Raw genomic sequence first — 21,201 nt, 5'->3', positions numbered from 1 at the left:
ACACGGCGGCGTCGGTCACTGGTCCGCTCCTTCCTCGTCGTCGCCGTCGGCGCTGTCTTCGGTGGCCACCGGCTCGTAGACCAGCACCGCGCGGTTGTCGGGACGCAGCCGGGCCGCGGCCACCTCGCGCACCTCGTCGGCGGTGATGGCGAGGACGCGGTCGACCGCGGTCAGGGCGAGCTGCGGGTCGCCGAACAGCACAGCGAAGCGGCACAGTTCGTCGGCGCGGCCGGCCACCGTGCCGAGCCGGTCGAGCCATTCGCGCTCCAGCTGGGCCTGGGCGCGCTCCATCTCCTCGGCGGTCGGGCCCTCGGCGGCGAAGCGGGCGAGCTCCTCGTCGACGGCCGACTCGATGGCGGGGACCTCGACGCCGCCGGACGTCTTGACGTCCAGCCAGCCGAGCGAGGGGGCGCCGGCGAGCCGCAGCAGGCCGAAGCCGGCGGCGACAGCGGTGCGGTCGCGGCGGACCAGCCGGTTGTGCAGGCGGGAGGACTCGCCGCCGCCGAGCACGGTGAGGGCGAGGTCGGCGGCGTCGCACGCGCGCGTGCCGTCCTCCGGCAGCCGGTAGGCGGCCATCAGGGCGCGGGCCGGGACGTCCTCGACGAGGACCTCGCGCAGCTGCTCGCCGATGACGTCCGGCAGGCCGCCGTCGCGCGGGGCGGGCTTGCCGTCGTGGCCGGGGATGGAGCCGAAGTACTTCTCCACCCAGGCGAGCGTCTGCTCGGGGTCGATGTCGCCGACGACCGACAGGACCGCGTTGTTGGGCGCGTAGTACGTGCGGAAGAAGGCCCGCGCGTCCTCGAGCGTCGCCGCGTCCAGGTCCGCCATCGAGCCGATGGGGGTGTGGTGGTACGGGTGGCCCTCGGGGTACGCGAGCGCGGTGAGCTTCTCGAAGGCGGTGCCGTACGGCACGTTGTCGTACCGCTGGCGGCGCTCGTTCTTCACGACGTCGCGCTGGTTCTCCATCGACTCGTCGTCGAGGGCGGCCAGCAGCGAGCCCATCCGGTCGGCCTCCAGCCAGAGCGCGAGCTCCAGCTGGTGGGTGGGCATGGTCTCGAAGTAGTTGGTGCGCTCGAAGCTGGTCGTGCCGTTGAGCGAGCCGCCGGCGCCCTGCACCAGCTCGAAGTGCCCGTTGCCGTGCACCTGCTGGGAGCCCTGGAACATGAGGTGCTCGAAGAGGTGGGCGAGGCCCGTGCGGCCCTCGACCTCGTGGCGCGAGCCGACGTCGTACCAGAGGCAGACCGCGGCGACCGGGGTCAGGTGGTCCTCGGAGAGGACGACCCGCAGACCGTTCGCCAGGCGGTGCTCGGTCGCTGTCAGGCCGCCGGAGCCGGCCTCGGCCGTGGCCGTGTGACCCATGGGCATGTACGTCCCTTCGATCGCGATCTGGAAAAGTCCTGCCACTGTATGCAAGCGCGCCGCCACCTGGCGAAGTTCCCGGAGTCCTCCGATGTCCCTCGTCCGGGTCGCGGTCCGCGTTGTCGGTGGCACAGTCCACAATGGTCCGCGTCAGATCAAGCCTTGTCGGATAAGGAGCCGCAGCCGCGATGGCCCGCCGCAGCACGAAGACACCGCCGCCGGACGACGCGTACGAGGAGAGGATCCTCGACATCGACGTCGTCGACGAGATGCAGGGCTCCTTCCTCGAGTACGCCTACTCGGTCATCTACTCGCGCGCTCTGCCCGACGCCCGCGACGGCATGAAGCCGGTCCAGCGGCGCATCGTCTACCAGATGAACGAGATGGGCCTGCGCCCCGACCGGGGGTTCGTCAAGTGCGCCCGCGTGGTCGGCGAGGTCATGGGCAAGCTGCACCCCCATGGCGACGCCTCGATCTACGACGCCATGGTGCGCATGGCGCAGCCCTTCTCCATGCGTGTGCCGCTGGTCGACGGCCACGGCAACTTCGGCTCGCTCGGCAACGACGACCCGCCGGCCGCCATGCGGTACACCGAGTCGCGGATGGCCCCGGCCGCCCTGCTGATGACCGAGTCGATCGACGAGGACACGGTCGACTTCGCGCCCAACTACGACGGCCAGGAGCGGGAGCCGGTCGCGCTCCCCGCCGCGTACCCGAACCTGCTGGTGAACGGCGCCTCGGGCATCGCGGTCGGCATGGCGACCAACATGCCCCCGCACAACCTCGGCGAGGTCGTCGCGGCCGCCCGCCACCTGATCCGGTACCCGAACGCGGACCTGGACGCGCTGATGCGCTTCGTCCCCGGCCCCGACCTGCCCACCGGCGGCCGGATCGTCGGCCTCAACGGCATCCGGGACGCGTACGAGTCGGGCCGCGGCACCTTCAAGATCCGCGCCACCACGTCGGTGGAGACCGTGACGGCCCGCCGCAAGGGCATCGTCGTCACCGAACTGCCCTTCACGGTCGGTCCCGAGAAGGTCATCTCCAAGATCAAGGATCTGGTCGGCTCGAAGAAGCTCCAGGGCATCGCCGACGTCAAGGACCTGACCGACCGGGCCCACGGGCTCCGCCTGGTCATCGAGATCAAGAACGGCTTCGTGCCCGAGGCCGTCCTGGAGCAGCTCTACAAGCTGACGCCGATGGAGGAGTCCTTCGGCATCAACAACGTGGCCCTGGTCGACGGCCAGCCGCTCACCCTCGGCCTCAAGGAGCTGCTGGAGGTCTACCTCGACCACCGCTTCGAGGTCGTCCGCCGCCGCTCCGAGTACCGCCGCGGCAGGAAGCGCGACCGGCTCCACCTGGTCGAGGGACTGCTCGTCGCCCTCCTCGACATCGACGAGGTCATCCGCCTCATCCGGGAGAGCGAGAACTCCGCGCAGGCCAAGGAGCGCCTGATGGAGCGCTTCTCGCTGAGCGAGGTCCAGACCCAGTACATCCTGGACACCCCGCTGCGCCGGCTCACCAAGTTCGACCGCCTGGAGCTGGAGACCGAGCGCGACCGGCTGACCGGCGAGATCGACGAACTGACCGGGATCCTGGAGTCCGACTCCGAGCTGCGCAAGCTGGTCTCGGCCGAGCTGGCCGCGGTCGCGAAGAAGTTCGCCACCGACCGGCGCACGGTCCTCCTGGAGTCGGCGGGCGCCCCGGTGGCGGCCGTGCCGCTGGAGGTCGCGGACGACCCGTGCCGGGTGCTGCTCTCCTCGACCGGCCTGCTGGCCCGGACGGTCTCGGCGGAGCTGCCGCCGGCCGATCCGGAGGCCAAGCGGACCAGGCACGACGCGATCGTCTCGTCGGTGGCGGCCACCCAGCGCGGTGACGTGGGCGCGGTGACCTCGACGGGCCGGCTGCTGCGGATCGCGGTCATCGACCTGCCGCAGCTGCCCGACACGGTCGCGGCGCCGAACCTGGCGGGCGGGGCGCCGCTGACCGAGTTCCTCTCCCTGGAGGCGGACGAGACGGTGGTCTGCCTGACCACCCTGGACGAGGCCTCCCCCGGCCTGGCGATCGGCACCCTCCAGGGCGTGGTCAAGCGGGTCGTGCCGGACTATCCGGCGAACAAGGACGAGCTGGAGGTCATCACCCTCAAGGACGGCGACCGGATCGTCGGGGCGACCGAGCTGCGGACGGGCGAGGAGGACCTGGTCTTCATCACCTCGGACGCGCAGCTGCTGCGCTACCCGGCCTCCCAGGTGCGGCCGCAGGGCCGCCCGGCCGGCGGCATGGCGGGCATCAAGCTGACGGCCGGCGCCGAGGTGCTGTCCTTCGGCGCGGTGGATCCGGCGGCGGAGGCGGCCGTCTTCACGGTGGCGGGTTCGAGCGGCACCCTGGACGGCTCCGCGGCGACCTCGGCGAAGCTGACCCCCTTCGACCAGTACCCGCGCAAGGGCCGGGCGACCGGCGGTGTGCGCTGCCAGCGCTTCCTGAAGGGCGAGGACGCGCTGGTCCTGGCCTGGGCGGGCGCCCTGCCGGCCCGCGCGGCGCAGAAGAACGGCACCCCGGTCGACCTGCCGGAGGCGGACCCGCGCCGCGACGGCTCGGGCACCCCGCTGCCGGCGCCGGTGGACGTGGTGGCGGGCCCGGCGAGCTAGCCGACCGCGCCCGATCCGTACGCGAAGCCCCCCGCTCCCGACCGGAGCGGGGGGCTTCGCCGTGCCGGGCCGGACGCGGGACCCGGGCGCCTCGGGCGCGGGCGTCCGTCGGCGCGGGGCCGACGAGGCGCGGGAGGCCGTCGGGCGCGGCTCGGCGAGGCGCGGGAGCATCGGGCGCGGGAGTCCGTCGGGCGCGGGCGGCGCCGGGGCGCGGGCTCCGTCAGGCCCGGCTCGGCGAGGCTCTGGAGGCCGTCGAGCGCGGCTCGGCGAGACGCGGGAGGCCGCCGGGCGCGGGCTCCTCCGGGGCGCGGGGCTCCGTCAGGCGCGGGCGGTGCCGGGGACGTACACCGTCTCGATCCCGGCGAGGATCAGCCGCAGGCCCTCCTCGAAGCGCTCGTCGTAGCCGGCGAAGAGCTCCGCTCCGGCCGCCGCCGCGAGGGGGTAGGCGGCGAGACGCCCGGCGCGCTCCTCGATGTCGAAGCCCTCCCGGGGCTCCCCGGGCTGGGACTCGGTGCCCTGCTCCTCGGTGACGAACCCGAGCGTGTACATGTACGCCGTGGTGCTGGCCCGCACCGCCTCGCGCAGCGAGAACCCGGCGTCGACGAGGGCGCCGAGCTGGCGCTCCATGTCCTGGGCGTGGTCGGTGCCGGTGAACCGGGCACCGCTGTAGACCTTGGCGCCGTCGCGGTAGCGCAGGAGTCCGGCGCGCAGCCCCCGGTTGGCGGTGAGCATCAGCTCCTGCCAGCTCTGCCCGGCGGCCGGCCGGGCGGCCGGATCGGCGACCATCCGCCGGTACATGACGGTCGCCATCTCGTCGAGCAGCGCCTGCTTGTTCTTGAAGTGCCAGTACAGGGCCGGGGCCTGGACGTGCAGCTCCTGGGCGATCGCGCGGAGCGTGAGCCCTTCCAGCCCGCGCTCGTTCAGCAGCCGCAGGGCGGTCTCCGCCACCTGGCCGGGGTCCAGCTTGCTCGTCTTCTTGGTCGCCACCCCGTCACGGTATCCCCTTGACTCCTTAACGACGTTAAGGCCATGCTGTCCTCAGTGGAATTTAACAGCGTTAAGGAATGGAGGCGGTCACCCATGGCAGCGGACGGGGACACGGACGTCGTCATCACCGGAGCGGGCCCCACGGGGCTCGTGCTCGCCCTCGACCTCGCCCGCCGGGGCGTCCGGGCGCTCCTCCTGGAGCGGGCCGGCGGACTCTTCCCCGGCTCGCGCGGCAAGGGGCTCCAGCCCCGCAGCCAGGAGGTCCTGGACGACCTCGGCGTTCTCCCCGGGGTGCTGGCGGCGGGGGGCCCGTACCCCCGGATGCTCGCCTGGGAGGGGACCGAGCGGCGCGGCGAGTGGGACATGATCGAGCGCTCCGAGCCCACCGAGCAGGTGCCGTACGCGAACACCCTGCTCATCCCGCAGTCCCGCACCCAGGAGCTGCTGTACGCCCGGCTGGCGGAGCTCGGCGGCGGCGTCCGGTTCGGGGCCGAGGTCACCGCGTTCCGCCAGGACGACGAGGGGGTGGAGGTCGAGCTGAGCGGCGGGAAGACGATCAGGGCCGCGTATCTGGTCGGCGCCGACGGCGGCCGCTCCACCGTCCGCAGGGCCCTCGGCATCGGCATGACGGGCGAGACGGTCGACCCGCGCCCGATGCTCGTCGCCGATGTGCGGATCACCCCGGGGGCGGTGACCGACCGGGACCACTGGCACGTCTGGCGGGCCCCGGACGGCGGTGTGGCGCTCTGCCCGTTGCCGGGCGGTGACGACCTGTTCCAGCTCGCCGCCACCTTCGAGGACGCGGCCGCCGCGGTGGACACCACTCCGGAGGGCGTCCGCGCGCTCCTCGTCGCCCGGACGCCGCTGGCGGCGGAGGAGATCACGGACGTCCCCTGGGCCTCGGACTACCGGGCCCGGGCGGCGCTGGCGGACCGGTTCCGGGAGGGCCGGGTCTTCCTCGCGGGCGACGCGGCCCACGTCCACTCCCCCGCCGGGGGCCAGGGCCTCAACACCGGGGTCCAGGACGCGTACAACCTCGGCTGGAAGCTCGCCCAGGTCCTGCTCCACGGGGCCCCCGCCACGCTCCTCGACAGTTACGAGGCCGAGCGCCGCCCGGTCGCGGCGGACGTCCTCGGGCTCAGCACCCGCCTCCACAAGGCGACCGCCGACGGCGAGGCCACCCAGCGGGGCAAGGAGGTCCAACAGCTCGGCCTCGGCTACCGGGACTCGGTACTCGCGGTGGACACCCGCCCGGAGGCTCCCGGGGACGCCCTGCGCGCGGGCGACCGCGCCCCGGACGGCCCCTACGGCGGGGAGCGCCTCTTCGACCTCTTCCGGGGCCCGCACTTCACCCTGCTCACGGTCGGCGACGCCGAGCCGCCCGCGGCCCTGCCGGAGACGGTCCGCCCGGCCCGGCTCGCGGCCCGCGAACCGTACGGCACCGGCGTCCTCCTGATCCGCCCGGACGGATACGTCGGCTGGGCCGGCGAGCGGGCCGACGCGAGCCTCGACGCCTATCTGACGGCGGTCGGCCTGGCGCCGGTCGGCATACGGCCCTGAGGCCCTACGCCTCCGCGGGCGGCTCGTCGCCCTGCGGCACGTACCGGAGGACGCCCCACATGCCGTGCTCGTCCGGGGCGTCCCCGGGTCCGTCCACCTCGCAGGCGGCGAGTTCCTTGCGCAGTGCCGCCCCGTCGACGCCCGAGCCGATCAGCACGAGCTGCGAGAGCCGCTCCTCCCCGGCCGGCCAGGGCTCCGGGTAGAACCGCAGGAAGCGCCCGACCGCGTGCACCAGATAGCGGTGCCCGGGGTCGGCGGCACCGAAGTCCACGAAGCCCTTGAGGCGGTACAGCCCCCCGGGGCGCGAGTCGAGGAAGGCCATCAGCCGCCGGGGGTGCAGCGGTACCGCCGTGGCGAGGGAGACGGTGTCGTAGGCGGCGTGCGGGTGCGCGTGGCCGTCCTCCTCGGCGTAGAGGATGTCCTCGATCGACATCTGGCCGGCGATCTCGTCCTCGGGGACGACCCGGTCGAAGAGCAGCTCGGGATCGATCCGGCCGTGCGCCGCCTCGACCACCGCGGCCCGTCCGGCGAGCCCGGCCACGGTCTCCCGGACCGCCCTCAGCTCCTCCTCGGAGACCCGGTCGGCCTTGTTGACCACGACCAGGTCGGCGAGGGCAAGGTGCCGGTCCGTCTCCGGGTGCCGCCGCCGGGTGGCGTCGAACTCGGCGGCGTCGACGACCTCGACGAGACCGCCGTAGACGATCCGCCGGTTCTCACTGGCGAGCACCATCCGGACCAGCTCCTGCGGCTCCGCCAGACCGCTGGCCTCGATCACGATCACGTCCAGGCGCAGCTCGGGCCGGGTCAGCACCTCCAGGTACTCGTCCAGCTCGCTGGCGTCCACCGCGCAGCACAGACAGCCGTTCCCGAGGGAGACCGTCGACCCCACCTGCCCGGCGACGGTCATCGCGTCGATCCCGATGTCGCCGAAGTCGTTGACCATGACCCCGATCCGGGTCCCCCGCGCACCGCGCAGCAGATGGTTGAGGAGCGTGGTCTTCCCGGCTCCGAGAAACCCGGCGAGGACGACGACGGGGATCTGCTGCGCACTCAAGAAGCATGCCTTTCGCTGGAAGGACTCGGAGTCGGAGTCGGATTCGGAGTCGGATTCGACGTCGGATTCGGCGTCGGGTACGAGGTACGGGGACGCGGGCGGGAGCGGGTACGAGCTGCGCGGCCCGGCGACGGGCCGCCCCCGGGACCGCCCGGACCGGCACCCAGGATAGGCAGCCCCCGCCCGCGTTTCCGGTCGCGCGGGCCGCCCCCGTACCGTTTCGGGCATGACCGGCACCGCTTCGTTCCCCTCCGCGCGGCCCGCCGTGCGCCGGCGGCGCCGACTGGGATGGCCGCGACGGGTCTTCTCGCAGGTGCTGCTGATGCAGCTGGCCGTCGCCACCGGCGTGACCGTCCTGGCCACCGGGCTCTTCCTGGCCCCGCTGAGCGCCCAGCTCGACGACCAGGCCATGCGGCGGGCCCTCGCCATCGCCGAGACCATGGCCTCCACGCGTACGGCCGCGGACCTGGCCGGCGGGCCGCCGTCGGCGACGGGACCCGTCCAGCACGAGGCGGAACGGATCCGGTCGGCGACCGGCGCCGAGTACGTGGTCGTCATGGACACCCGCGGAGTGCGCTGGTCGCACACCGACCCCGCCCAGATCGGCGGGACCGTCTCCACCGACCCGAGCGAGGTACTCGCCGGCCACGAGGTCATGGAGATCGACAGCGGCACCCTCGGCCGCTCGGCGCGCGGCAAGGCGCCGCTGCTCGACGCCGACGGCCGGATCGTCGGAGCGGTCTCCGTCGGCATCGAGTACGACAACGTCCGGGACCGGCTCCTCTCCGCCATCCCCGGCCTCCTCGCCTACGCGGGCGGCGCGCTCGCCGCCGGCGCCCTGGCGGCGTACCTGATCTCCCGGAGGATCCAGCGTCAGACCCGCGACCTGGCCTTCTCCGACATCTCGGCGCTGCTCGCCGAGCGCGAGGCGATGCTGCACGGCATCCGCGAGGGAGTGGTGGCCCTGGACCGGAAGGGGTCCGTACGGCTCCTCAACGACGAGGCGCAGCGGCTTCTCGGTCTCGGCCCCGAGGCCGCCGGGCGACCGCTCGACGCGCTCCTCGGACCGGGCCGCACGGCGGACGTCCTGACCGGCCGGGTGACCGGCGCCGACCTCGTGACCGTCCAGGGGCACCGGGTGCTCATCGCCAACCGGATGCCGACGGACGACGGCGGCGCCGTGGCGACCCTGCGCGACCGTACCGAGCTGGAACGGCTCGGCCGGGAGCTGGACTCCACCCGCGGTCTGATCGACGCCCTGCGGGCGCAGGACCACGAACACGCCAACCGGCTGCACACCCTCCTCGGCCTCCTGGAGCTGGAGCTGTACGAGGAGGCGGCGGAGTTCGTCACCGAGGTCGTCGGGGTGCATCGGGCGACCGCCGAGCAGGTGACCGAGAAGGTCCACGACCCGCTGCTCGCGGCCCTCCTGGTCGGCAAGGCGACGGTCGCCGCCGAGCGGGGCGTGTCGCTGCGGATCGCGCCCGACTCGCTGCTCCCCGACCGGCTGGTCGACCCGCGCGAACTGGTCACCGTCGTGGGCAACCTCGTCGACAACGCCCTGGACGCCGCCGCCGGCACCCCGGACGCCCGGGTCGAGGTGGCGCTGCGCGCCGACCGCCGGACGGTGGTCCTGCGGGTCGCCGACAGCGGCCCCGGCGTCCCCGAGGACAGCCGGGAGCTGATCTTCACCGAGGGGTGGACGACCAAGGAGCCGCCCGCCCACGGCAAGCGCGGTCTCGGCCTCGCGCTCGTGCGGCGGCTCGCCGAACGGCGTGGCGGCAGCGCGCGCGTGGCGGCGGGCCCGGCCGGCGGCGCGGAGTTCACGGTGGTCCTGCCCGACGCCCTGACGGACCGGACGCCGCCCGCCCCGCGCGGGCCGTCGGACCCGACCGCGGCCGAGGAGGTGTCCCGGTGATCGACGTGCTCGTCGTCGACGACGACGTCCGCGTGGCGCGGGTGAACGCCGCGTACGTGACCAAGCTGCCCGGCTTCCGGGTCGCCGCCACCGCCCACTCGACCGCCGAGGCCCTGGCCGTCCTCGACGGCCGGCCGGTGGACCTCGTCCTCCTGGACCACTACCTCCCCGACGAGAACGGCCTCGCCGCCATCCGCGAGCTGCGGGCCCGGGGCCACCAGTGCGACGTGATCATGGTGACCGCGGCCAGGGACGTGGCGACCGTGCAGGCGGCGATGCGGCACGGCGCCCTCCAGTACCTGGTCAAGCCGTTCGGCTTCGCGGGACTGCGCTCCAAGCTGGAGGCGTACGCGACGCTCCGCCGCACCCTGGAGGGCGGCGGCGAGGCGGAGCAGGCCGAGGTCGACCGGATCTTCGGCACCCTGGCGGCGGGCACCGCCGCCCCCGACCTGCCCAAGGGGCACTCCCCGACGACGGCCGAGCTGGTCCGCCGGGTGCTGCTGGCCGCCGACGGTCCGCTCTCCACCCAGGAGCTGGCCGAGCGGGCGGGCGTCAGCCGCCAGACCGCCCAGCGCTACCTCAAGCTCCTGGAACGGAGCGGGCGGGTCCGGCTCTCCCTCCGGTACGGCGAGACCGGCCGCCCCGAGCACCGCTACACCTGGCTCTCCTCCCCCTGAGCCACGCCCTGGCCCCGGCCCTGCCCTTCCGGGGGAGCTCAGACGGCCCCGGCCCCGGTGAGCGCCCGCACCTCGGTCTCGGCGTGCCGCGCCTCGTCGGGCGGCTCGGACGAGGTGACGGTGCCGAGCCAGCCGGCGAGGAAACCGAGCGGGATGGAGACCACGCCCGGGTTCTGGAGCGGGAAGAGCCGGAAGTCGACGCCGGGGAAGAGCGCCTCCGGGCTGCCGGAGACGACCGGCGAGAACAGCACCAGGAGCACCGCGGGGACGAGACCTCCGTAGACGGACCAGACCGCGCCCCGGGTGGTGAAGCGGCGCCAGAAGAGCGAGTAGAGCAGCACCGGCAGGTTGGCCGAGGCGGCGACCGCGAAGGCGAGGCCGACGAGGAAGGCCACGTTGAGGTCGCTGGCGAGCAGTCCGAGACCGATCGCGACGGCCCCGATGACGGCGGCGGCCACCCGCGCGACGGCGACCTCGCTGTACTGCCGCTTGCCGGGCCGGCGCAGCGAGGCGTAGAGGTCATGGGCGACGGAGGCCGAGGAGGCCAGCGTGATCCCGGCGACGACGGCGAGGATGGTCGCGAAGGCGACGGCCGCGACGACCGCGAAGAGCACGGTGCCACCGGTCGAGCCCGCTCCCCCGCCGAGGTCGAGCGCGAGCAGCGGGACGGCCGTGTTCCCGGAGGCGTTGGAGGCGCGGACCTCGTCGGAGCCGATGAGGGCGGCGGCGCCGAAGCCGAGGACGATCGTCATCAGGTAGAAGCCGCCGATGAGGCCGATGGACCAGACGACCGAGCGGCGGGCGGCCCGCGCGGTGGGCACGGTGTAGAAGCGGGACAGGATGTGCGGCAGTCCGGCGGTGCCGAGGACGAGCGCGAGGCCGAGGCTGATGAAGTCGAGCCGCGCCGTCCAGTCGCCGCCGTAGCGGAGCCCGGGGCCGAGGAAGGCGCTGCCGTGCCCGCTGCGCTCGGCGGCGGTGCTCAGCAGGCTGTTCACGTCACCGTGGAAGCGGACCAGGACCAGCACGGTGAGCGCGACGGTGCCCGCCATCAGCAGCACCGCCTTGACGATCTGGATCCAGGTGGTGGCCCGCATCCCGCCGAGCGACACGTAGACCACCATCAGCGCGCCGACGCCGATGACGGTCCAGGTGCGCGCCGCCTCCCCGGTGCCGCCGAGGAGCAGGGCGACCAGGCTGCCGGCGCCGACCATCTGGGCCACCAGGTAGAGCACCGAGACGGCCACGGAGGAGGTACCGGCCGCGATCCGCACGGGCCGTTCGGCCATCCGCGCGGCCACGACGTCGGCGAGCGTGAACCGGCCGCAGTTGCGGACGAGTTCGGCCACGAGGAGGAGCACGACCAGCCAGGCGACCAGGAAGCCGACCGAGTAGAGCATGCCGTCGTAGCCGTAGAGCGCGATCAGGCCGGAGATACCGAGGAAGGAGGCCGCCGACATGTAGTCGCCGGCGATGGCGAATCCGTTCTCCATCGGCGAGAAGAGCCGGCCGCCGGCGTAGAACTCCTCGGCCGAGCCCTGCCGGTCGCGGCTCACCCAGGTGGTGATGGCGAGGGTCACGGCGACGAAGGCGCTGAAGAGGACCAGGGCGAGGGTCTGATGGTCTCCGGTCACCACTGTCCGGCTCCCCTCGTCATCTCCTGGGTGTCCCAGCGCAGTTCGAGCGCCGCCCGGTCCCGGCGCAGCCGCGCGTGCCGCGCGTAGGCCCAGGTGAGGAGGAAGGTGGTGAGGAACTGGCCGAGGCCGGCCACCATCGCCACGTTGACCGCCCCGGCCACCGGACGGGCCATCAGGCCGGGGGCGGCGGTGGCGGCGACGACGTAGGCGAGGTACCAGAGGAGGAAGGCGAGGGTTGCGGGGAAGGCGAAGCGGCGGTAGCGGCGGCGCACCTCCTGGAAGGCGGGGCTGCGCTGGACCTCCAGGTAGATCCCGGCCGCCCCGGGCGTCCCGTGCGCGGCCCCGTCGTGCCGCTGCCGGGGCGTCGTTTCCGCCACCCCGTCGTCACGCGCCCCCGCGCGCTCCTGCTCGTCCAGCTGCTCCACCGGTCAACTCTCCTTGTCAGCGAACCGTTTCGGCCGCGTGCCCAAGGATGGACAGAGTGGGCAGATCCCGGACTCTTCTCCCTCTGCTCTTCACCCCATCAGGTGACTCTTCGCCCCGGTTCCTGACCGGACCGCACCGATATGCGTATGGACGCCGAACGGCCCGGCCCCCGAGGTGCGGGGGCCGGGCCGGCGCGGTGTGCGCGGATGACCGCGGTACGGCTCAGGCGTCGATGCGCGAGCGGTCGAGCGTCGCCGCCGAGCTGGTGATGAACTCCTTGCGGGGTGCCACGTCGTTGCCCATCAGCAGGTCGAAGACCTGCTCCGCCGCGTCCAGGTCACCGATGTTGATCCGGCGCAGGGTGCGGTGGCGCGGGTCCATCGTGGTCTCCGCGAGCTGGTCGGCGTCCATCTCGCCGAGACCCTTGTAGCGCTGGATGGAGTCCTTGTAGCGGACGCCCTTGCGCTGGAACTCCAGGAGCGTCTGCCGCAGCTCGTTGTCGGAGTAGGTGTACACGTACTTGTCCTGGCCCTTCTTGGGCTGGACCAGCTCGATCCGGTGCAGCGGCGGCACGGCCGCGAAGACCCGGCCCGCCTCGACCATCGGGCGCATGTAGCGCTGGAAGAGGGTCAGCAGCAGCGTCCGGATGTGCGAGCCGTCGACGTCGGCGTCGGTCATCATGATGACCTTGCCGTAGCGGGCCGCGTCGATGTCGAAGGTGCGCCCGGAGCCCGCTCCTATGACCTGGATGATCGCGCCGCACTCGGCGTTCTTGAGCATGTCCGAGACGGACGACTTCTGGACGTTGAGGATCTTGCCGCGGATCGGCAGCAGCGCCTGGAACTCGCTGTTGCGGGCGAGCTTGGCGGTGCCGAGCGCCGAGTCCCCCTCGACGATGAAGAGCTCGCTGCGCTCGACGTCGTCGCTCCGGCAGTCGGCCAGCTTGGCCGGCAGCGAGGAGGACTCCAGGGCGGTCTTCCGGCGCTGCGCCTCCTTGTGCTGGCGGGCGGCGATCCGGGTGCGGGCCGCGGCGACGGCCTTCTCCAGGACGGCCCGGGCCTGCGCCTTCGCGTCCCGCTTGGTGGAGGTCAGGAACGCCTTCAGCTCGCGGGCGACGACGGTGGCGACGATCCGGCGGGCCGCCGAGGTGCCGAGGACCTCCTTGGTCTGGCCCTCGAACTGCGGCTCGGCGAGCCGGACCGTGACGACGGCGGTCATGCCCTCCAGGGCGTCGTCCTTGACGATGTCGTCCTCGGCGACGCGCAGCATCTTGGCCGAGCGCAGCACCTCGTTCACGGTCTTGGTGATGGCCTGCTCGAAGCCGGAGACGTGGGTGCCGCCCTTGGGGGTGGCGATGATGTTCACGAAGGACCGGACCGTGGTGTCGTACCCGGTGCCCCAGCGCAGGGCGACGTCCACACCCAGCTCGCGGGTGACCTCGGTCGGGGTCATGTGGCCGCGGTCGTCCAGGACGGGGACAGTCTCCTTGAAGGTGCCCTGGCCGGTGAGGCGCAGCACGTCGCAGACGCCCTTGTCCTGCGCGAGGTACTCGCAGAACTCGCTGATGCCGCCGTCGAAGCGGAAGACCTCCTCGCTCTTGCCGATCCCCTCCAGGTCCCGCTGGTCGCGGACGACGATGGTGAGGCCGGGCACGAGGAAGGCGGTCTGGCGGGCGCGCTGGTGCAGCCCCTCCAGGGCGAGCTTGGCGTCCTTGAGGAAGATCTGGCGGTCGGCCCAGTAGCGGACGCGGGTGCCGGTGCGGGTCTTGGGCACCCGCTTGCCCTTGACCAGCCCGCTCGACGGGTCGAAGGGGCTGTCCGGGCCCTGCTCGGTGAAGATGCCGGGGACGCCGCGCCGGAAGCTGATCGCGTGCGTGGCGCCGTTCCGGTCGACCTCGACGTCGAGGCGGGCCGAGAGCGCGTTCACCACGGAGGCGCCGACGCCGTGCAGACCGCCGGAGGCCGCGTAGGAGCCGCCGCCGAACTTTCCGCCGGCGTGCAGCTTGGTCATGACGACCTCGACGCCGGAGAGACCGGTCTTCGGCTCGACGTCGACCGGGATGCCACGGCCGTTGTCCCGGACCTCGACCGAGCCGTCGTCATGGAGGATGACGTCGATGTGGTCGCAGAATCCGCCGAGGGCCTCGTCGACCGAGTTGTCGATGATCTCCCAGAGGCAGTGCATCAGGCCACGGCTGTCCGTGGACCCGATGTACATTCCGGGGCGCTTGCGTACCGCTTCGAGCCCTTCGAGGACGAGCAGGTGCCGCGCGGTGTAGTTGGAACCGTCACGGTCTGCGGTCAGCAGCGCACTGGACGGCACGGACGTTTCGGCGGTCACGCGGTTCGCTCCTCGCTGAATTTGAAATCTTGCCCGATGGGGTGAGTATCGGCGTCGCTCACCGCTCAGAGGGTACCGATGCCTGGTGGGGCCGCTGTCACACCACCCTCCCGGTTTCCCCATGCTAGTCCAGGCTCGCATGGATGTTCGATCCCTCGAAGGGGTGACGCGAACATCACGTTCCCTTCCAGGCATGAACCATCTAGGCTCCGGGCACGTCCTCATGAACAACCGGCAACCCCGCCGGGAGGGCTACGACACTCCACAGCAATGCGAAACCCGTAGAGCGACGCAATACGGCTCATTCGCCGCCAACCGGCAGCAAACAGCCACCTTGGGAAAAAGTTTCAAGGAAAAGCCACGAGCGGGAACGTTTTCGGCCTGGTTGGATGTTGACCCTGGTACGACAGCTCGTCGAGCTAGAGAAGAGGCGACGTGACTACTGTTCTGACCCCCGCGAGCCCCCTGACGGCCGCTGACCGCTGCGACCGCTGCGGCGCCCAGGCTTACCTGCGTGTCGTCCTGGCCAGCGGAGGTGACTTGCTCTTCTGCGCCCACCACGGTCGCAAGTTCGAGCCGGAACTCAAGAAGATCGCCGTTGAGATACAGGATGAGACGGACCGGCTGACCGACGTGCCGGCCCGCACTGTGGGCGACGAGCACTGACGCCGCGCGACCACGACGAGCTCGGGACCGGTCCCTGACGACCGGACGACGGGCGGTCATCCCCGTGACCGGGGGATGACCGCCCGTTCTCGTACCCGCGGCCCCGGAGAGGGACCCCGGTCCCCTCAGAGCCGTTCGGGCAGCACGCCGGACACCCGCGTGTAGACCCCGGGGTTCTCGGCCTGCCCGCAGCCGCTGCCCCAGGACACGAGACCCACCAGCACCCCCCGCGCCACCAGCGGGCCGCCACTGTCGCCCTGACAGGCGTCCCGGCCGCCCCGGGGGTCCCCGGCGCAGAGCATCGTCTCCTTGCGGTACGAGACGCCCCCGAAGCCTCCCGGGTACGCCCGCTCACAGGACGCGTCCGGGAGCACCTGGACCTGCGCGGAGCGCAGCGACGAGGCGTAGCTGCCGTTGCCGCTCGTGTCGCCCCAGCCGTACACCTCCGCCGCCGTCCCCGGGGTCTCCGCCGTGTCCCCCGGCGCCGCCACCTTGATGACGTACGACTCCGGCAGGGACTCGGCGAGGGTGAGCACGGCGAGGTCGCCCGAGTTGGTCGTCGGGTCGTAGTCGGGGTTCACCCAGGTGTCCGCGATCCGCACCTCCTGTCCGCCCTGCCCGCGCAGCGCGGCCCGGCCGGCGATCACCGAGAAGTCCCCCAGCTGCCAGGGGGCGCCGCCGAGCACCTCGCGGCCGAGGCAGTGGGCGGCGGTGAGGACCTTGGTGGGCGCCACGACGACACCGCCGCAGAACTGACCCGCGCGCGTACCTCCGAACCGGTCACGGCTGGACAGCGCCACCACCCAGGGCGCGTCGGTGATCTCGGTCGGGCTGCCGCCCACCACGACGCTGTCGGCGGCGGCCGGGGCGGCACCGGCCACCGGTCCGGCCACCGCCGCGACCAGACCCAGGGCACCCGTCAACGCTCGGGTGAAGGGACCACGCATGGAGCCTCCTGACTCTCCGCTGATATCCGTTCACCCAGCGTCCTGTACAGACGGGCTCACTGCACCCGCGAACGGCCGAAGGGCCCGGCCCCCGAGTGGGGAACCGGACCCTTCGTCCACTGTCGTGCGCCTCGGACGGATCAGTCGAGGTAGTCGCGCAGGACCTGCGAGCGCGACGGGTGACGCAGCTTCGACATCGTCTTCGACTCGATCTGGCGGATCCGCTCGCGGGTCACGCCGTAGACCTTGCCGATCTCGTCGAGCGTCTTCGGCTGACCGTCGGTGAGGCCGAAGCGCATCGAGACCACGCCGGCCTCACGCTCGGAGAGCGTGTCGAGGACGGAGTGCAGCTGCTCCTGGAGGAGCGTGAAGCTGACCGCGTCGGCCGGCACGACCGCCTCGGAGTCCTCGATGAGGTCACCGAACTCGCTGTCGCCGTCCTCACCCAGGGGGGTGTGGAGGGAGATCGGCTCACGGCCGTACTTCTGGACCTCGATGACCTTCTCGGGGGTCATGTCGAGCTCCTTGGCCAGCTCCTCCGGGGTGGGCTCGCGGCCCAGGTCCTGGAGCATCTGGCGCTGGACGCGCGCGAGCTTGTTGATGACCTCGACCATGTGCACCGGGATGCGGATGGTGCGAGCCTGGTCGGCCATGGCGCGGGTGATCGCCTGACGGATCCACCAGGTGGCGTACGTGGAGAACTTGTAGCCCTTGGTGTAGTCGAACTTCTCGACCGCGCGGATCAGACCCAGGTTGCCCTCCTGGATCAGGTCCAGGAAGAGCATGCCGCGGCCGGTGTAACGCTTGGCCAGCGAGACCACCAGGCGGAGGTTGGCCTCCAGGAGGTGGTTCTTGGCGCGGCGGCCGTCCTCGGCGATGATCTCCAGCTCGCGCTTGAGCTTGGGGGCGATCTTGTCCGAGTTGGCGAGCTTGTCCTCGGCGAAGAGACCGGCCTCGATGCGCTTGGCGAGCTCGACCTCCTGCTCGGCGTTGAGCAGCGGGACCTTGCCGATCTGCTTCAGGTAGTCCTTGACCGGGTCCGCGGTGGCACCGGCGACGGCGACCTGCTGGGCGGGAGCGTCGTCCTCGTCCTCGTCGGACAGGACGAAGCCCTTGGCCTCGCCCTCGGTCTCCTCCTCGTCCTTGCCCGGCGCGACGTCCTCGAGCAGCTCCTCGCCCTCGGCCATCTCGTCGTCGGACTTCTTGGACGCGGTCTTCTTGGCCGCCGTCTTCTTGGCGACGGTCTTCTTGGCCGCCGTCTTCTTGACGGCGGTCTTCTTCGCGGCCGCCTTCTTGGCGGGCGACGCGGCCTCGTCGGCCGGGTCGGCGCCCTCGGCCGCGGAGGTCGCCGAGCCGGTGGCGACGGTGGTCCTCGTCACCGTCGCCGCCCTGGCGGTGACGGTGGTCTTGGCGGCGGTGCGCTTGGCCGGGCTCTTCGCTGCTGCGCTCTTGCGGGCGCGCTTCGGCGACTCCGCTGCACTGACCATCAGCGTCACACCCTCTTCCTCGAGGATCTGATTGAGGCTGCGCAGAACATTCTTCCACTGGGTTGGCGGAATCTGGTCAGCCTCGAAGGCCCGACGCACGTCATCGCCGGCGATCTGCCCATCAGCCTTTCCCCGCTCGATGAGCGCCATCACAGACTCGGACTCGGCGATCTCCGGCGGGAGCGTACGGGATGTGCTGGCCGACACGAACAACCTCTCGGAACGATGGAAACGGCTTCCGGCCCCGCCCGAAGATCGGGCCGGAGCCGACGACCGTCGACGGGGAATGTGCCGACGGCGCGGGCTGGACCGGGGAACTGCACAGCGCCTGCACCGGCTGCTGTATTCCTTCCTCGGCTGTCACCTCTTAGGTCATCGCACGGCTCGGAGGAGTGTTACGCCCAATCTTCGTGTCCCGAGTCACACCACATCCGCGACGAACCGGACGGAACAGTACTCAAGCGTACATTCGGTGCCGCCGATACCCTGGCGCGGCCCGGGGAACCCGGACGGGCTCCCGGACCGTGCTCGGATCCGGCCGCTCTCCCTGCGTACGCGCCCGTGCGCTTCCGGCCACGGCCCGCGGATCAGTGTTCGCGGGGGGCGGGGACCACGCGGGGCTCCACCTCGGGGTGGACCATGAGCAGTTGGCGCATGGCGGTCTCGGCACCGAGGGCGTCCCCCGCGGCGAGGGCGTCGACGATCCGGCCGTGGTGCGCCAGGCAGGTCTCGCTGGGGCGGTCGCAGGCCGTCACGGGGCCCCCGGAGACCTGGAGGGCGGCGGCGACGATGCCGGAGAGGTGCTCCAGCATGCGGTTGCCGGCGAGCTGGATGAGCAGGGAGTGGAACTCGGTGTCGGCGCGGGTGAAGGTGATGCCGTCACCCTGCGCGTACGCGTGCCCCATGATCTCGACCATGTCGGCGATGCGCTGCTGCACGTCCTCACGGCCGTGGCCGGCGGCGAGGCGGGCGGCCAGCGGCTCGATGGTCCAGCGCAGCTCGTTGAGCTCACGGCGCTGGTCGTCGCGCTGCGGGCCGAAGGCGCGCCACTCGATGATGTCGGGGTCGAGCAGGTTCCAGTCGCTGACCGGGCGGACCCGGGTGCCGACGTTGGGGCGGGCGCTGACGAGGCCCTTGGCCTCCAGGACGCGGAGGGACTCGCGCACGACGGTGCGCGAGACCTCGAAGCGCTGCCCGATCTCCTCGGGGACGAGGGGGCGGTCCGCGCCGAGGTCGCCGGAGACGATCATCTGGCCGAGCTGCTGGACAAGCTGGCCGTGCAGACCGCGGCCGCGGCTGCCGGCGGTGCGGCGGCCCACGCGGCCGAGGTCCGTGTCCACCCCCTCCCAGGCGGGAGGGCTCACGCGGTCGGCGGCGGGCGCCTCCGCGTAGGGGTAGCGGTCGAGATCGCCCGGGGCGCCGAGGCCGGAGTCGACGGAGCGGGCGGCGGTCATCATCGTGTGCGCAAGGGTACTCACGCATCCTTTGTCGGCGTGGCCTCCGTGGCCCTTGAGGTCTTTGGTGAAAAGCACACGAAAGGGTGATCGGCACTCGCTACACAATTGACGATTATTCAGACATAACTGGCATTCCGTAAGGGAGTTGCGGGTGAAACGGAAGATGCCGATCCGAAAGTGATCACCAACGGGCCTGCCGGCGAAGTCCCGTGAACACGTAGGCACAGAGCAGGACCGTCAACGTGAGCGCGAGGGCCACTCCCGAGGGCTGCGCCACCACCTCCAGCGCCCCGGCGAGCCACCGGTCGAGGGACGGCGCCCACCGGGGGCCGACGAACTCGCCCAGTCTGCCCGGCAGTCCGGCCACGGACCGGACCGCGGGCCCGCTCATCACCTGTTGCAGCAGCGGCACGAAGGCCACCGGGACGAAGAGGACCGCGGCCACGCCCGCCGCCGCGGCTCGGAACACCCCCGCCCCCAGCACCCCCGCCCACGCGCAGCCGACCGACAGCCCCAGCCAACTCGCCGCCATGCTGTGCCAGTTGTCGGGTACGACGATCAAGTCCGGGCCATAGAGGAGGCGGAGGGCCGCCAGGTCGGCCCCCGCCGCCAGCGCGCCGAGGAGCACGGCGACCGCCGCCGAGACGGCGAGCTTGGCGAGGAGCAGCGCCAGACGGCGCGGTACGGCGCCACGACCCGCGGCGAGGGCGGGGTAGCGGTACTCCTCACCGAAGGAGAGCGCGCCGATCAGGCCCGCGCCGAGCGCCGCGGGCGGCAGCGGCAGCAGGTCGGGCCAGGCGGCGAGCACCGCCGGGAGCGGAGTGCCGCCACCCCGCCCGAGCAGCGCCGCGAGCACGGCCGACACCGCCAGGGCACCGGCCAGGACCAGCCCCGTGGAGGGCACCCCCGCGATCCGCCTCAGCTCGTACCGGAGTGGCCGCAACGGCGAGCGCACCGGCCGACGCGCCTCCCGGAGAGACGCGCGCCCGCCCCTCGCCGAGGGCCCGGCGGGACCGGGGTCGGCAGGAGCGCGGCCGGCGGGGTCGGTGTCGGTGTCGGTGTCGGCCGGGCCGATGTCGGCCGGACGGGGGGTGGCGGCACCGGGGGCGACGGGACCGGGGGCGGCCTCGTCCGTCTCCTCCGCGAGCCGGTGGACCGGTACGCCGTGCCGGAACGCGGTGTCCCCCACCTGGGCGCAGTCGCCGCCGTACACCAGGAGGGTGCCGCCCTCCGTGGCGACCTCGATCGGGCGTCGGGCGGCCCGGGCCTCCTGGGTCACCGCTGCGGCGAGCCGGGCGGCGTGCGGGGTGCGGACGGCGACCCTCTGCCGCAGCCGGGTGCGGGCGAAGTCGTCCGCACCCTGGGCGGCGACGAGACGGCCCCCGTCGAGGGCCACGACGCGGTCGGCGTTGCGGGCCGCGTCCTTGGGGTCCCTGGTGGCGTAGAGGACGGTGCCGCCGGCCTCCGCGTGCGCGCGCAGCAGTTCGTGCAGCCGGAGCCGCTCCGCCGCCGAGAGCCCCGCCCCCGGCTCGTCCAGGAGCAGCGTGTGCGGTGCCCCCAACAAGGCAGCGGCCAGGGCGAGTCGACGGTCGGCCCCGCGCGGCAGGGTGCCGAGCCGCGCGGCCTCCAGTCCGCCGAGGCCCACGTCGCCGATCACGGCGTCGGCCCGGGCGACCGGAACCCCCGCTCCGGCGGCGAGCATCCGCAACTGCCCCCGGACGGTACGGGACGGATGGCCGGGCACCTCGCCGAGGACGACCCCGACCTCGCGCGCGGGCTGGGCGATCCGGCGCAGCGGCCGCCCCCGGAAGTAGGCGAGTCCGCGCCCCGGGTCGAGCTCGAGGAGCAGACGCAGGGCGCTCGTCTTGCCGGAACCCGGCGGGCCGACGAGGGCGGTCACGGCCCCGGGCGGGGCTTCGAAGGTCAGATCGTCCACGGCAGGCGGGCGATCACGGCGGGGGGCACTGGTCAGTCCGATGGCCTGGAGCATCGCTTCTCTCGCGGTAGGAGTCACCGCTCCGCGGCAGGGCGGCGCTATCGC

General features: G+C 72.7%; 15 protein-coding genes. 5 read left to right on the top strand and 10 right to left on the bottom strand.

Annotated features, from left to right (window positions below):
• Positions 1-15: 15 nt before the first annotated feature.
• Positions 16-1,365 (bottom strand): M16 family metallopeptidase, encoded by a 1,350-nt coding sequence (locus ACFQ8C_RS12145; protein WP_383455314.1) that lies wholly within the window; start codon positions 1,363-1,365, stop codon positions 16-18.
• Between the two features lie 182 nt (positions 1,366-1,547).
• Here ACFQ8C_RS12145 and ACFQ8C_RS12140 point away from each other — a divergent pair, with 182 nt between their 5' ends.
• The gene (locus ACFQ8C_RS12140; RefSeq protein ID WP_383455311.1) at positions 1,548-4,007 is read left to right on the top strand and encodes a DNA topoisomerase (ATP-hydrolyzing) subunit A; all 2,460 of its coding nucleotides are present in this window, start codon (positions 1,548-1,550) and stop codon (positions 4,005-4,007) included.
• Positions 4,008-4,325: 318 nt separating this feature from the next.
• Here the strand turns inward: ACFQ8C_RS12140 and ACFQ8C_RS12135 are convergent, their stop codons facing one another.
• Positions 4,326-4,994: a TetR/AcrR family transcriptional regulator C-terminal domain-containing protein gene (locus ACFQ8C_RS12135; protein ID WP_383455308.1), complete on the bottom strand. Its 669-nt coding sequence runs from the start codon at positions 4,992-4,994 to the stop codon at positions 4,326-4,328.
• Positions 4,995-5,087: 93 nt separating this feature from the next.
• On the opposite strand from ACFQ8C_RS12135, the gene ACFQ8C_RS12130 reads away from it, so the two are divergent.
• A complete protein-coding gene (locus tag ACFQ8C_RS12130; RefSeq protein WP_383455305.1) occupies positions 5,088-6,554 on the top strand; it encodes an FAD-dependent monooxygenase in 1,467 nt (488 codons plus the stop codon).
• Positions 6,555-6,558: 4 nt separating this feature from the next.
• Here ACFQ8C_RS12130 and ACFQ8C_RS12125 read toward each other — a convergent pair whose 3' ends face one another.
• On the bottom strand, positions 6,559-7,608 hold the full coding sequence (locus tag ACFQ8C_RS12125; RefSeq protein WP_383455302.1) for a CobW family GTP-binding protein: 1,050 nt from the start codon (positions 7,606-7,608) through the stop codon (positions 6,559-6,561).
• A 226-nt stretch (positions 7,609-7,834) separates the two neighbouring features.
• On the opposite strand from ACFQ8C_RS12125, the gene ACFQ8C_RS12120 reads away from it, so the two are divergent.
• Together ACFQ8C_RS12120 and ACFQ8C_RS12115 are read left to right on the top strand one after the other, a co-directional pair.
• Positions 7,835-9,526 carry an ATP-binding protein gene (locus tag ACFQ8C_RS12120; RefSeq protein ID WP_383455300.1) on the top strand — a complete coding sequence of 564 codons (1,692 nt, stop codon included), beginning with the start codon at positions 7,835-7,837 and terminating at the stop codon, positions 9,524-9,526.
• Positions 9,523-10,203, top strand: coding sequence for a response regulator (locus tag ACFQ8C_RS12115; protein WP_383455298.1), 681 nt, complete (start codon positions 9,523-9,525; stop codon positions 10,201-10,203). The genes ACFQ8C_RS12120 and ACFQ8C_RS12115 overlap by 4 nt, the downstream gene beginning before the upstream one ends.
• A gap of 38 nt (positions 10,204-10,241) precedes the next feature.
• Here ACFQ8C_RS12115 and ACFQ8C_RS12110 read toward each other — a convergent pair whose 3' ends face one another.
• From ACFQ8C_RS12110 to ACFQ8C_RS12100, 3 genes are all read right to left on the bottom strand, one after another.
• Positions 10,242-11,834, bottom strand: coding sequence for a cation acetate symporter (locus tag ACFQ8C_RS12110; RefSeq protein ID WP_383455295.1), 1,593 nt, complete (start codon positions 11,832-11,834; stop codon positions 10,242-10,244).
• Positions 11,831-12,214, bottom strand: a complete 384-nt coding sequence (locus ACFQ8C_RS12105; protein ID WP_383455381.1) for a DUF485 domain-containing protein — start codon at positions 12,212-12,214, stop codon at positions 11,831-11,833. The genes ACFQ8C_RS12110 and ACFQ8C_RS12105 overlap by 4 nt, the downstream gene beginning before the upstream one ends.
• 271 nt (positions 12,215-12,485) lie before the next feature.
• Entirely contained in the window at positions 12,486-14,603 is a 2,118-nt protein-coding gene (locus ACFQ8C_RS12100; RefSeq protein ID WP_383455292.1) for a type IIA DNA topoisomerase subunit B, read from the bottom strand.
• Between the two features lie 435 nt (positions 14,604-15,038).
• Here ACFQ8C_RS12100 and ACFQ8C_RS12095 point away from each other — a divergent pair, with 435 nt between their 5' ends.
• Entirely contained in the window at positions 15,039-15,269 is a 231-nt protein-coding gene (locus tag ACFQ8C_RS12095; protein WP_030495106.1) for a hypothetical protein, read from the top strand.
• A gap of 125 nt (positions 15,270-15,394) precedes the next feature.
• On the opposite strand, the gene ACFQ8C_RS12090 is transcribed toward ACFQ8C_RS12095, so the two are convergent.
• From ACFQ8C_RS12090 to ACFQ8C_RS12075, 4 genes are all read right to left on the bottom strand, one after another.
• Positions 15,395-16,216 (bottom strand): serine protease, encoded by an 822-nt coding sequence (locus ACFQ8C_RS12090; protein WP_383455289.1) that lies wholly within the window; start codon positions 16,214-16,216, stop codon positions 15,395-15,397.
• Between the two features lie 140 nt (positions 16,217-16,356).
• Positions 16,357-17,910 (bottom strand): RNA polymerase sigma factor, encoded by a 1,554-nt coding sequence (locus ACFQ8C_RS12085; RefSeq protein WP_383455287.1) that lies wholly within the window; start codon positions 17,908-17,910, stop codon positions 16,357-16,359.
• Between the two features lie 380 nt (positions 17,911-18,290).
• Entirely contained in the window at positions 18,291-19,181 is an 891-nt protein-coding gene (locus ACFQ8C_RS12080; protein WP_383455284.1) for a FadR/GntR family transcriptional regulator, read from the bottom strand.
• 160 nt (positions 19,182-19,341) lie between these two features.
• A complete protein-coding gene (locus ACFQ8C_RS12075; RefSeq protein ID WP_383455281.1) occupies positions 19,342-21,150 on the bottom strand; it encodes an ATP-binding cassette domain-containing protein in 1,809 nt (602 codons plus the stop codon).
• Positions 21,151-21,201 lie beyond the last annotated feature (51 nt).

Origin of the sequence: Streptomyces sp. NPDC056503, from assembly GCF_042794995.1 — a bacterium.
Taxonomy (GTDB): Bacteria; Actinomycetota; Actinomycetes; order Streptomycetales; family Streptomycetaceae; genus Streptomyces.
This window is presented reverse-complemented; position numbering and strand designations above follow the sequence as displayed.